Annotated in this window: 5 protein-coding genes; all 5 read right to left on the reverse strand. The window is 70.4% G+C overall.

The window, feature by feature from the left end:
- Positions 1-3: 3 nt before the first annotated feature.
- The 5 genes from ACWEVR_RS13825 to ACWEVR_RS13845 are packed head-to-tail and all read right to left on the reverse strand — an operon-like array spanning position 4 to position 13,811.
- Positions 4-744 (reverse strand): thioesterase II family protein, encoded by a 741-nt coding sequence (locus tag ACWEVR_RS13825; protein WP_452467217.1) that lies wholly within the window; start codon positions 742-744, stop codon positions 4-6.
- Entirely contained in the window at positions 741-1,835 is a 1,095-nt protein-coding gene (locus tag ACWEVR_RS13830; RefSeq protein WP_452467218.1) for a Gfo/Idh/MocA family oxidoreductase, read from the reverse strand. Before ACWEVR_RS13830 ends, ACWEVR_RS13825 begins: the two co-directional genes overlap by 4 nt.
- Positions 1,832-2,977, reverse strand: a complete 1,146-nt coding sequence (locus ACWEVR_RS13835) for a hypothetical protein (protein WP_452467219.1) — start codon at positions 2,975-2,977, stop codon at positions 1,832-1,834. Before ACWEVR_RS13835 ends, ACWEVR_RS13830 begins: the two co-directional genes overlap by 4 nt.
- On the reverse strand, positions 2,974-8,202 hold the full coding sequence (locus ACWEVR_RS13840; RefSeq protein ID WP_452467220.1) for an amino acid adenylation domain-containing protein: 5,229 nt from the start codon (positions 8,200-8,202) through the stop codon (positions 2,974-2,976). Before ACWEVR_RS13840 ends, ACWEVR_RS13835 begins: the two co-directional genes overlap by 4 nt.
- Positions 8,199-13,811: an amino acid adenylation domain-containing protein gene (locus tag ACWEVR_RS13845; RefSeq protein WP_452467221.1), complete on the reverse strand. Its 5,613-nt coding sequence runs from the start codon at positions 13,809-13,811 to the stop codon at positions 8,199-8,201. The genes ACWEVR_RS13840 and ACWEVR_RS13845 overlap by 4 nt, the downstream gene beginning before the upstream one ends.
- Between the last annotated feature and the right edge of the window lie 13 nt (positions 13,812-13,824).

The raw sequence follows: 13,824 nt of genomic DNA on the forward strand, positions 1-13,824 counted from the left end.
GATTCATGGTGCGAGGGCGAGCGCGGCGAGATCCCGCACCACCGTGGCCCGGCGCGGCACGAGGTAGAAGTGGCTGCCCTCGTAGGTTCGCTGGTCGAAGCCGCCGGTGGTGGTCGACTCCCACTCGCGGGCCTCGGCGGCGGTGACCTCGGGGTCGTTGTCGCCGATCATGGCGACGACCCGGCCGGGCAGCCGCGGGGTGGGCAGATAGCTGTGCCGCTCGCTGAGCCGGTAGTCGGCGCGCAGGATCGGGAGCATGAGATCGCGCAGTTCCGCCAGATCCGCGATTTCGGTTGGCAGACCACCGAGTTCGCGGACCCGGCCCCACAGTGTCGCGTCGTCGGTGCGATGCCAGGCGGTGCGGCGCGCCCGGGCTGGACCGGGCCGACCGGACACCGCGAGTGTAACGGGGCGCCCGATCCGCCGCGCGACTTCGTGGGCGATGGTCGCACCCATGCTGTGCCCGAACAGGACCAGCGGATCGGGCAACATATCGAGCGCGCGGGTGATAGGCACGGCCAGCTGGGCGACGTCGGTGGCGCAGGGTTCCCGGATGCGATCCGCGCGGCCGGGGTACTGGACGGCGAGGAGTGCAAGCCCCTCGGGCAAATGGCGACGCCACGGGTGGAAGAAGGCCGCCGAACCGCCCGCGTGCGGGAAGCACACTAGCCGACCGCGCGGGGCGGGATCCTCGAGTCCACGCAGCCAATCCGCGTGCGTGGAGGCAGCTGCGTGCGCCGTCACGGCTGCCCCGTTCCGGCGTCGAACACCGCGCGCAGGTCGGTGGCTGTCAATTCCGCGCCGGGATCCAAGCTGACGAGCTCCGGCGGGCCGAGGCGTTTGGCCAGGTCCTGCCAAGCTTGGCAAAGACTCAAATGGTAGCGGCCCCGGCGCATTACGTCGTGTTCCTCGACGACCGCAGCGCGCAGGTCGTGCAGCGCATGCCGGACCGCCTCCGGCCAGAGCGTGACCACGCAGTCGCTGAAACTCGGTGTGCGGTCGGGGCCCAGCACCGCAGTCGCCGCGGGCGGATCGGCGGCGCAAGGGATTCCGGGTGCGGCGGCCGCGGGCAGTCGCGGGCGGCTGGCCCACACGGTCGGGCCGTGCGTGGTGACCAGATGCAAGGTTCCGCCCTCGACCGTCAGGCTGAGCCCGTGCAGCAACTCAGCTGGATTGTCCGGGTGCACCGGATCCAGCTGATGCTGGATTCGCAGCGACACCGGCACGCCCGCGATCGCTCCGCTCAGCACTCGCAATCCGGGTCGGCCGGTGTGCGGTTCGGGCGGCGTGGCCAGCGGCCCGAACCACCACGGTCGGACGCCGCCGAGTAGCCCGCCGATCAGATCCAGCAACCCGAAGGCGACCGGGAAACCGGCGGCGGCGTCGATGAACAGCGGCTTGTGGCGCTGCAGCAGTTCCGCGGCCGCGCCGCGGAACCTGCGGATCGGCTCGAGGTGCTCATAGAAGGTGTTGAGGCGGTACTGCACGCCGTGTTTGCGGGCCAGGCGCAGACAACCGGCCAGTTCGTCATGGTGAACCGGATGTTCTTGCAGCACATGTACTTCGCGCTCTAGCAGCGCTTCGGCCAGCCGGGTTCCGGGGCCGCCGAGCAGCCCGGAGCGCACCACCACGCAGGCGGCGTCGATGTCGGCGGGCAGCTGGTCCACAGCGGTGTAGAGCGGGACACCGCGCTCGTCGGCGATGCGGCGCGAGCGGACGCTGCCGCTCGCCAGCACGCCCGCGAGCGCGAAGGATTCGGGGTCCGACGCGATGGCGTCGAGGTAAACCTGTCCGAAGGTAGTGCCGCACACCAGGAGTCGCAGCGGATCGGTCACAACATGCCCTCCTCGACGGCATCGGCGTCCGGGTCGGTGTCGTCCAGGGCGATCTGCTCGGTTGACTCCCAAATGGTGCCCCCCGCGTGCGCGACCGCCGCGTCCAGGTCGGTGTGCGGATCGAGTACATCGGCGGCGTGGTGGCAGCCGGGCGGTACCCGGCCGGCCAAGACGGCGGCGGCGGTCTGGGCGACCGTCGCCGCGGTGGCGACGGTCGCCGACGGGACCCGGACGACAACGGTGTGCCGCAGCACATTCCGGGATTCTCCGGCAATGCTGCGGGCTTGGGTCCGTAGCACGTGGTAGGGCCGTCGGCCCGCGAGGTCCAGCTCGGCGGCGCGCCGCAGTGCCGCTACGTCCTCCGGGCGCGGGTCGGTGGTCCGCGCGCCCAGACGGCTGAGCAGTGACCGTACGGCCTCGCCGGGGAACACGACGTAGGCGTCGGCTTCGGGAATGTCCAGCGCGCGCAACGTGCGGACGAGATCGGCACTGAGGAAGGCGTGCACGTCGACTCGCTCACGAAACGGCGGCAGGTCGACGGCGCGGTGCACACCCGACGGGCTGGGCGCGGTGGCCCCGGACCGCCACGCCAACCCCGCACCCGAGTCGCGTCCGAGTCCGCCGAGATAGTCCGCGGCACCGCCTGCGGCGAACCGGTCGAGCCCGCCCAGATGCGTGACGGCCCGCGCGACCGCACCCAGCCCAGATGCGGCCCGGCGCACCAGCAGCTCCGAGAGCCCGGGCGCCATGCCCGCCGCCCGGACCACGACCGCCGCGCCCCGGACCGAGACATTGTGATCGCCCGCGTCGACGAGGTCCACGCCGCATCGCGCCGCTACGAGCGCCACCGGCTCGCTGGTGCGCGAGGACGGAGCGGCGCAGTTCACCACCAGCCGTGATCCAGCGCAGAACGCCTGCAGCACACCTGGTTCCGCGATATCGACTGGCCGTGCCTCGATGCAGGCCGGCAGGTCGGCGGTGCCGATGCTGCGGGCGGCGGCGCGTACCGGCAGCCCGGCCCGCGAGAGCGCACCACAGACCTCGCGCCCGACCGCGCCGGTGGCGCCGAGCACCGCGACCGTCATGTGGCGTGGGATGCCTGGGGAGACCCGGATGCCGGACTCATCGCGCGCGTCGGTCATCGCGGTTCCGCCGGACTCGGATCGGCCAGCGCGGCAAAGTCGTCGAGTAGTTCCGGGACCGTCAGCGCGGGGTCTGCCTCGATGACGCGCAGCTGACCGAGGCAGGCCTCGCTCCAGCGCTCGGCGGACGACGGCTCGCGCACTACGAGCACCATGTCACCGGCGTACGCGTCGGGGACGTAGGCGCCAGCGGCCGCCACACCTTGCGCGTAGCGCTCGCGCAAAGCCCCGGTATGCAGCGTGGATTCGGGTGCCAGCTCGGCGAGCAGGGCGGCCAACTGCTCCTCGGACGCGTCCGCTGCCAAGCCCAGCACTTGTTCCAGAGCAACGGGTTCCGGCTCGACCAGTACCAGCGTGCGTACCTCGCCGCCACGCTCGCCGAGCAGCCGGGCGACCTCGGTGGCCACCGGCGCACCGGCAGCGCAGCCGATGATGTCCACCGGCCGGCCCGGCGGCAGGCTGCCGTCGAGCAGCCGCACATAGTCCAGCGCCGCGCGGTCGATCAGCCCGGCCGTCGGAAGACCCTGTGGCCCAGCTGGATCCGTCAACCCTAAACCCAGGGCGGTGCCGGTGCCCCGCATAGTCATGATCGCGCCCTGATAGCCGCCGAGCAGTCCCGTGCCGTCGTGCACGAACAGCCGCACCGGGCCCGTGGACGTCACATCCAGCTCGACCATCGCGCACATCTCCGCCGACTCCGCGCTCGCCGCCGGGCCTTGGCTCGCACCCGAGGTGAGTTCGGTCGCGAGCTCGGCGACCGTCGGGCCTTCCAGCATGACCCGCAGCAGCTCGTCGAACGGTGTGCCCGCCGCCACGGCGACACGATCGCGCAGTTTACCCGCGATCTGCGCGGCCAGTAGGGAATCGCCGCCCAGGGTGAAGAAGTCGGTGCCGCGGCCCACCGCGTCCAGTCCGAGCGCTGCCGCCCAGATCGCGGCCAGCTCGGTTTCCAATTCGCCGACCGGCGGCGTGTCCATGGTGACGGCGGGTTCGGCTGTCGCGCCGGCCCATTCGTGCAACCGCGCCTGGTCGATCTTGCCGTTGCCGGTGAGCGGCAGCGCGTCGATGATCTCGATGCGCGCCGGCACCATGGCGCGGGGCAGGCGCTGGGCCACCTGCTCGGCCAGCCACGCCGGATCCAACTCCGCGATATCGGCTTTGAAGCGTGCGGTGAGAGCCGCGATGCCGACCCGCGCCATCGGGTCGTCCTCAGTCGGCGTCAGGCACACCGCGTCCGCGCCCGCCGCCGTCAGCAGCTCGCGCCACTCGGTGACCGGCAGGAAAGTGCGGTCGCGGCCGCGCCGGGAGTCCTCGAAGTCGGCGCTGGCCGGGTCTAGGCGCAGCATGAACTCCAGTGAGGTCAACGCCTGCAGGTGTTCCCGCACGGCCTCGAGCAGCACCAGCCGACCGCCGGGTACGAGCAGTTCCCGGATCCGGCCGAGCGCGGCGTCGACGTCACGCAGCGCGTGCAGCACATCGCCGCAGACCACGACATCGAAAGAGTTCGGAGCGAATCCCTGGGTCCGTGTGTCGCGCTCCAGATCCAGCAGGGCGGTGCGCAGCCGCACGCCCGGCGTCGGCTCGGCGCCGAACTGCTCCTCGGCGCGCGCGAGGTAGAATTGAGAGATGTCGGTGAAGGTGTAGTCGACATCGCGATCCGCCAGCGCGGCAAGAAGTTCCGCGGTCGTGCCCCCGACGCCGCCGCCGACCTCCAAGACCCGCAACGGCCGGTCACGGCGGGCGGCGAGCCTGGCGATCCAGGCCGCAGCGGCTCGATTCGCGTAGCGGACCGCAGGATTGTCGTTGTAGGCGGCCCATGCCGTGGTCACGTCCCCTTCGGGAAACAACAGCGCCACCGGATCGCTTTCCTCGCGTAGCAGTGTGACCGCGTGCTCGCAGCTGCGGCGGAAGTAGTCGACGAGCTCGCGCCCGTAGTCGAGCGCGGCACGCTGGTCTTCGATCCGCGCCCACAGCTGCGCGAGTTCGGCGCCGAGTTCCTCCGCCGATCTGCCAGTGCGATCGGCACTCTCGGACACGACTCCGGCGGCGCGCAGCGCCTGCAGCCAGCGTCGCAGGAGCCGGGCGTGCCGGGGCGCGGGTGGCGCGCCGCCGTCGGCGGTCATCCGTTCGGCGTGCACAACCCCGGTTCGGACCAGGGCGGCCAGCATGGACAGCAGGGCGGCGCGGTCGAGCAGGTCGGTCAGGGTGACCAGGCCCGCCGCATCGATCCCGAGCCCGATCCGCGCCTGGACCAGTGCGGCGTCGAGCTCGTTGCGGCTCAGATCCGCTGGCTCGGCTGGCACTTTTGTGGCCACGGCGAACGCCACCAGCTTGCGATCGAGCTGCTCGCCGGTGACGACCACCGCGGCGTCGGCCACCGCCGGCACCTCGGTCAGCGCGGTCACCACCTCCGCAGGCTCGATCCGATGGCCGCGGATCTTCACCTGGTTGTCGGCGCGGCCGATGAACTGGGTCAGCCCGTCTGGTAGCCAGCGGGCCAGATCGCCGGTGCGATAGAGCCTGTCGCCGGTGCGCGGATGCGGCACGAACCGCGCAGCAGTGCGCACCGGATCGCCGAGATAGCCGTCGGCGACGCCGATGCCGCCGATGTACAGCTCACCGGTGACCAGGTCGGGGGCGTCGGCCAGCCGGGGATCGAGAATGTGCAGGTTCTGATTGGTCAGCGGCGCGCCGTACGGGATGCTCGGCCACTCCGGAGGTACGACGTCGATCGGATAGGAGACCGACCAGATCGACACCTCGGTCGCACCGCCCAGCCCGATCACGGTCAACTCGGGCAGGCGGTCGCGGATCGCGTCGGGCAGGCCGACAGGGATCCAGTCGCCGCTGAGCATCGCCAGGCGTAGCGTATCCAGGCGTACCTGTGGCTCGGCGCGGAGGTAGTGCTGCAGGATCTGCAGCTGGGCGGGGACCGAATCCCACACGGTCACCTGGTATTCGGCGACCAGGTCGGCCCAGTGTGCGGGATCGGCCCCGCGATCGGGGGCGGGCAGCACCAGGGCGCCGCCGACCGAGAGCGGCCCGATGATGTCATACACCGACAGGTCGAAACCTAGCTGGGCGAGTCCGAGCACGCGGTCGCCGGGACCGACGCCGAAGCGGCGATTGATATCGGCGATGGTGTTGAGCGCGGCCCGGTGCGAGATCATCACACCCTTGGGCTTGCCGCTGGAGCCGGAGGTGAAGATCGTGTATCCGAGCGTGCGCGGGTCGACGACCCGGAGTGCGGATTCCGGCAGCTCCGCGACGGGGGTCAGCACCGAGATGTCGAATTGTTCGAGCTGCTCTGGCAATCCGGGTTCCGATGGGCTGCCGGAGATCAGCAGTACACGCACGTCGGCCGTGTCGAGGATGTCGGCCGCCCGCAGCACGGGCTGCGCAGGATCGATCGGAAGGTAGGCCGCACCGGCCAGTAGCACGCCGAGCACCGCGGCGATCTGGTCGACGCCCTTGCCGATCCGCACGGCGACCAGCTCGCCGGGGCGAATATCTCTGGTGCGCAAAGCCTGTGCCACCGCGAAGGCGCGGGCGGCGAGTTCACCGTAGGTCGCGCGGTCGTCGGGGGTGAAAATCGCCGGGCGGTCGGGCTGTTCCTGCACGCGGGCCAGGAAGTCCCGCCACAGCAGTCCCTCCGGCATCGCGGCGAGGGTGTCGTTGGTGTCGGCCCGTCGTCGCAGTTGGGCCTGGGGCAACGCCGTCGGACTGGGAGTGGACCAGCTGTCCGGCCGGGTGCGGAGCGCATCGAGCAGTGCGGCGAACGCGCCGAACATCTCCTCGACGAGCCCGTCCGGGAACAACCCCTGGCGGAAGTCCCAGTTGACCTCGAGGCCACCGGCGCGCTCCATGGCCTGGCAGTCGATCCAGACCTGCGGCGTCTGGGTGATGCCGTCCAGCAGCTGACCTTCCGGTTCGCCTGAACCTGAAGGGCTTTCGGTGACAAGCCCGATAGTGCTGGTGAACACGATGGGCATAAGCGCCGCGCCGCGGCCGCGCCGACGGGCGATCTCGCGCATCACCTCCACACCTGAGAAGCTCCGGTGGTCGAGATCGGCCCAGAGTCGTTGCTGCAGACCCACGGCGCGTCTCGCGAACGGCACGGTGGCATCCCGACCCACCTCCAGCAGGCTCAGCGAGGTGAAATCGCCCACCACATCGCCGATGGCCGGATGCAGCGGCAGCCGGTTGAGTAGCGTGAGATCGAGGGTGAACCGTGGTGTCCGGCTCCAGCGCCCGATCACCTCGGCGAACGCGGCGAGCACCACACCCGCGGCGGTCACGCCGTGTTGCGCTGCCGCGCTGCGCAATTGGGTCCACGACTCGGGGGACAGGCGCAACTGGGTGCGCTGAAAACGCACGGGTGCGTCATCGATGGCAGTTCCGGGCAGCATGGGCAGCTCCGGTGCGCCGGAGAGTTCACCGATGCGCTCGAACCAGTAGTCGCGATCGCGCCGGTAGCCCGGCCCGTCGCGCATGCCGCGCTCGGCGAGCACGTAATCACGGAAGGTGACCGGCGGCGCGGGGAGAGCGGCAGACGGATCTCGGTGCAGCCGATCGGTCTCGGCGAGCAGGGCGCGGAAGCTGACGAAGTCGGCGATCAGCAGATCGATCGACAGATGTAGTACCGAGCGGCGCTCGCCGCGCACGATGCGCAGCTCGAACAGCGGCCACTGCTGCGGGTCGTGCATGCGATGTGACATCTGCGCCGCGGCGTCCGCGCTGGCGCGCCGCTGCTGTTCGGGGTCAAGGCCGCGCACGTCGACCACGGCGATCTCGTAATCCGGCACCTCGGGCAGCACCCGTTGATATCCGTCGGTGTGCACCACCGCGCGCAGCATGTCGTGCCGGTGCACTGCCGTGCGCCAGGCCCGCTGGAAACGAACCGGGTCGAGATCCTCGTACTCGATTTCCATATAAGCGTGGCAGGCGACCTTGCCGTAATCCAGGCTCGCGTGCCGGCCCAGCAGATAGGCGGCCTGCACATCGGTCAGCGGAAACGGCTCGAAACGGGCGGTCGGTGCCGGAGTGATCGACGGAACCGATTCCGTGGCAAGGTACTCCAAGAGCTCGGCCCGCCGGGCGGTGATCGCCTGCTTGCGTTCGGCGGTCATCACTCCCTTGGGCGCGCGAAACCGCAGTGCCGCGTCCTCGACCCACAGCCGCACCCCGAGTGCGGCGAATTCGTCGACGAAGTCCTCGATGCTCACAGCGTCCCTTCCTCTACCTCGGCCTCGTCCGTCCAGACACTCGCCCGGGCCTGTATCACCTCGGCCAGACCGCGCACCGTCGGCGCGACGAAGAACGCGCGCAACGGCACCTCGACGGCGCTGGCTTCGCGGACCCGGCGCATGAGCCGCGTCGCGGCCAGACTGTCACCACCCAGGACCACGAAATTGTCGTCGCGTCCGACCGCCGAGAGCTCGAGAATGTCGGCGAACAGGGCTGCCAGCTTTTCCTCGAGCGGGCCCTCGGGTGGACCGCCGCCTGCTGCGGCAGCCGGGGCCGCAGCGGCAGCACGATCGGCAGCGCGGGTGCCGGCAACCGCGCGTGCCGAGGTTGCCGGGCCGGACCCGCCCCAGTACTCGGACTCGGTCAGCCACAACAGGATTCGCTGCTCCTCGGCGAACATCTCGTCGAGCATGCCGGGTGCGAACAGGTCCTCGACGGCGTCCCACACCAGTGACAGGCCGCCGTCGACCTCCGTCGCCTGATGGTCGAGCCAGACCTGTGGGGTCTGCGACAGGCCCCAGACCCGTTTCCCGAAGGCCCGGTCGAGACTCCATCCGCCGCCCATGCCGATGGTGGAGGTGAACACGATCGGAGCGCCCGCGGCCGCGACGCCGGAGCGGCGGGCCTGCTCGCGCAGCACCCAGGTGGCTGGGACATCGCTGTGCTCGAGATCGGCGGCCATCTGGGTTTGCAGGCGCCGGGCCCGCCCGGCCCAGTCGTCGCCGGGAGCGGGCGCGCATTCCAGCAGCAGCAGCGAGGTGAAGTCGCCGACCACTGCGTTGACGTCGGGATGCACGGGCCGGCGATCGAACAACGTGACGGTCAACGTCATTCGCGGTTGCCCGCTCCACGCTGCGAGCACCTCGGCAAAGGCGGTGGCCAGCACCGAGGAAGGGGTGAGCCCGTGCCTTCGCGCAGTGGCGCAGATCCGCTGCCACTGCGCGGCGGGTACGAAGGTTTCCCGGCGGGTGAAGCGCGGCATGCCGATTTCGGCCGGGTCGGTGGCGAGCGGCAGATCCGGTGGCGGCGGCAGTTCGGGTACCCGGCGCTGCCAGTAGTCGCGTGCGGCCTGCTCCCGGTCCGGGTCGGGGCGCACGCCGAGCACGTAGTCGCGGAAGCTGATCTCGACTGGGTCGAGGGTGGCTCTGGAGTCACGATAGAGGGTGTCGAGTTCGCGGTAGAGGATGGCGATGCTCATCGCGTCGGTGACGAGATTGTCGAAGCTGATGCCGATGCGGGTGCGCGTCCCGTAGCGCACCGCGCGGATGTCGAACAGCGGCCATCGTCCCGGGTTGAAGACTTGCTCGGACATCTCGGCCCGTAGAGACGCCAGTTCGGCTGTGCCGTCGGTACTTTCGGCCTCGATCTCGGGGATCGCGAACCACCGGGTATCGCGCAGGATCCGTTGTCCGCCCTCGTCGTCGAAGACCGCGCGCAGCATGGTGTGGCGCTCGATGAGCCGGTTCCAGGCCAGTTCCAGCCGCAGCACGTCGACGTCGGTGCCGTCGTATTCGGTGTACCAGTGGCAGCCGACGCCCCCGAGTACGAATTCCGGGGAGCGGCCCAGCCAGTACGCGCGCTGCACCTCGGTGGCGGGGAACGGATCGAACCGGGTCGCGGGGTCGCCGGGGATCAGCCGGGCCGGCTCGCGCTGCGCGCTTTCGGTGACGGATTCGGCCCGCAGTGTTGCGGCGAACTCGTGCAGCACGGGCGCGGCGAACAGCGCACCGACACCGGCGTTCGGGTAGCCACGGGTACGCAGCAGGCTGACCACGCGAGTGGCGGCCAGGCTGTCACCGCCGAGGGAGACGAAATGGTCTTCGCGCGAAGCAGATTCGAGGCCAAGTACCTCGACCCAGCTCGCGGCGACCTGTATCTCGACCATGCCGTGCGGTGCGGTACTGGTGGGTTGGGCGGCGAGCCCACGGGCGGAGGCGCGGGCGATCAGCCCGCCACGGTCGACCTTGCCGTTGGCGGTCAGCGGTAGCTCGTCGACCACGCGCAGCACCGCGGGCACGGCATACGGCGCCAGTCGCGCCCGCGCGTATTCGCGCAAGCCGTCGGCGTCGAGCTTGTCGCCGGCGACTACGAACGCGGCTAGCTGCGTGCCGGTATTGCCGTGTGTGGCTCGCCTATTCGCCGAAACTGGACTGAAGGCGACGGCGACGGCGGCGGTCACCGCCGGATGTGATAGCAGCGCGGATTCGATTTCGCCGAGCTCGATGCGATGCCCGCGCACCTTCACCTGATGGTCGGTCCGGCCGAGGAATTCCAGCAGGCCGCCCGGCCGATAGCGGCCGAGATCGCCGGTGCGATACCAGCGCTCGCCCGCGACGGTGACGAACTTCTCGGCGGTGCGCGTCGGATCGCCGCGGTAACCCTGCGCGACACCCACGCCGCCGATCCACAACTCGCCCGGTACCTGATCGGGGCGGTCACGGCCCTGCTCGTCGACGACGCGGAACCGCTGATTGCGCAGCGGCAGACCATAGGGGATCGAACGCCATCCGGGCGGCGCACCGCCGGTCGCGTCGAAGGCGTTGGACCAGATCGCGGCCTCGGTGGCCCCGCCCATGGCGATCAGGCGGCAGCGTCCCGCCCCGCCCACGGCGAGGCGGTGCGGCAGCTCTAGCGGCACCCAGTCGCCGGAGACCATGGCCAGCCGCAGGGCGGCGGGTAGTGCGGGGGTCGGCACATCTGCGGGCGCTCCCTCCAGCAGCATCTCGAGCAGGGCGGGCACGGTGTTCCAGATCGTGACGCCGTGCGCCTGTGCGAGATCCCACCAGCGCCGGGCCTCGCGTCGCTCGGATTCGTCGATCAGCACCAACGCCCCGCCCGCGCCGAGTACGCCGAACACGTCATAAACCGAGAGATCGAAATCCAGCGCTGAGACCGCGAGCACCCGATCCTCGGGGCCGACCGCGAATCGTTCGTTGATGTCCTCGATGGTGTTCACGGCCGCTCGGTGCGTCTCCTGCACGCCCTTGGGCGTGCCCGTCGAGCCGGAAGTGAAGATTACATAGGCGGTTTCGGCAGCGTCGACCGCTCGTGGTGCGGGCAGCGGCGTCGTGCCGGACACCTCGAATTCCGCGTCCACGATGGTGCACACGCCCGCGGTTTGCAGCACCGCCTCCCTGCGCCGGGTCGGCTGATCGATACCGATCGGCACGTAGGCGCAGCCGGCCGCGAGCACACCGAGTACGGCAACGATCTGATCCGGGCCCTTCGGCAGCTGCACCGCCACCAGCGCACCGGGTTCGGCCTGAGCCGCGATCGCGCCGGCCAGGTGCAGCGCACGCCCGGCCAGCTCGCCGTAAGTCCAGCGCCCGCTGCCGGGTTCGCCGTCGAGCCCCCACAGCAAGGCGGGACGATCCGGCGCGCGGCGGGCATGGTCGAAGAAGTTCTCGTGCAACACCTTTGCCGACATCGGTGCAGTCGTCTCGTTGACAGCGGCGCGGGACGCTTGCGTGTCGACGGGCAAGAGCGCCGGGACCTGCGCGGCCCAGGCGAGATCGTCGGGTCCGGTCAGAAGGGTGATCAGCTGCTCGTAAGTCTCGGCCATGCCTTCGATGACACCGTCGTCGAAGAGTCCCTCGACCGCGTCGAAGTTCACGACCAGTCCGCCGGCGGCGTCGAGCACCTGGTGGTCGAGCCAGATCTGGGGCGTCTGGGAAATCGACCAGCCCGGATCGCCGAGCCGCGTCCGCACATCGGGGCCGAACAGGTCGCCCATGCCGACCGCGCCGGTGAACACGACTGGAGCGGGCAGGGCGGTATCGGGCCGGAGCCGGCGCAGATCGCGTAGCACGTCCACGCCCGAGTACTCCGAATGCGCGGCGTCGGCGCGAAAACGCGCCTGTATTGCGGCGACTCGCTCAGCGAAACCGACGGGCCCGGACATGTCGGCGTCGAGCAGCAGCAGATTGGTGAAGTCGCCGATCAGGGCGTCGAGGCCTGGCTGGTCGGCGGCGCGATCGAACAGCGGAATATTGAGCAGGAAGCGCTGCCTGCCGCTCCAGGCGGCGAGGACCTCCGCGTACGCGGTGATCAGCACCATCGGCAGGGTCACGCCGCGTTCGATTCCGCGCTCGGCCAGGCGGTTGCGGGCGGGGGCGGCGATGTGGACGCTGTGCCTGCGGAAGCGGACCGGGCGGATCGTTCCCGGGTCGCAGGCCAGCGGCAGATCCGGTGGGCCCGGGAGATCGTCGAGCCGGGCGGCCCAGTACTGCTGGTCAGCGGCGCGGGCCACCGCACGCTGGGCCTCCCGCGCGGCTAGGTACCCGGCCACGTCGACCGGCAAGGGCGCGAGCGCGCCCTCGGGTTCGGAGTAGAGCGTGGCGAGCTCGGTGAGCATGATGCGGATACTCAGGACGTCAGCGGCGATTAGGTCGACATTCAGGTGCAGCCGAGATCCGTCGGGTACCAGTGAGAGCCGCAGATCGATCAGTTCCGCCGCATCGACATCGAGGCGACGGTGCGCCAGCTCGGCACGGAGGGACAGCAGCTCAGCCACACGCGCGTCGTCGTCGTGCTCGCGCAGATCCGCGACCGTGAGCCCGGGCCACGGCGACCGGTCGAGCACCTGCTGGGTGCCGTCGTCGAGCACGCGGGTGCGCAGGCCCGGCTGACGGGCGAGTAGTGCCCGCACAGCGCGCTCGAGCCGGTCGGGATCCAGCGCGGGACCGTCGAATTCGACGTAGTAGTGCGCGCTGACCCCGCCCAGTTGCTGGTCGTCGGCGCGGCCGAGCCAGTAGGCGTACTGCACCGGGGTCAGCGGAAATGGAGCCGTCGAGTCGGAAGCTCGGGGGAGCGGCCCGTTGCCGACGTGCATGGCAGTCGGGTCGAGCAATGGTGACTGATCGGTCGGTTCGCCCCCTCGGCCGGTGAGCAGCCTGGACCAGGCAGCCAGCGTCGGATCCTCGATCAGCTCGGCGAACCGGACGTCCCAGCCCCGCATACGCCAGTAGCCGACCAGGCTCATCACGTCGACGGAGTCCACGCCGAATCGTGTCAGATCCTCTGCCGCAAGTGCTTTGGTGAGATCGACCGCGCAGCGCTCGGCGACATCAGCACGCAGCGCGTCGATATCCATCGGCGGCCCGCCGGTCCGTTCGCCCAGGCTCTGTGCTTCGTCCGGATCCGGTCGGTCCCGGACTGGACCGACCGGCGTGGCAGGTGCGAGCGCAACCCCCGTCGGCGCCTGCGCACCGGCGTCGCTATGTATCGGCGCGAAATCCGAACGCCGATAACGCTTTAGCGCCTCCGTGCGTATGATCGACCCGCCGTCGCGGCGTGCCAGCTCGCCCGCCGCCAGCAACACGACGTGCTCCGGGGCGATCCGATGCCCCGCGATCATCGCGCCCCGGATGGCGCGTGCCACCGCCCGCGACGCGGCCGGCGACAGCGGCGCCGCGATCTCGGCGAGCAGCACGAGCCCGCCACCGAACACCGGCTGCACGAGGCAGCAGCCCAGTGCCGCGATCTCCTCGACGCCGACTACAATGGCGGTTTCGACTGCTGTGCAATCGATCTCGGCGCCACCAACGTGGATGATCGCCAGATCGTCGAGCTCGGGAACGGTCGTCACGAAAGCTTCCTCT

This window comes from Nocardia sp. NPDC003979 (genome assembly GCF_053605015.1).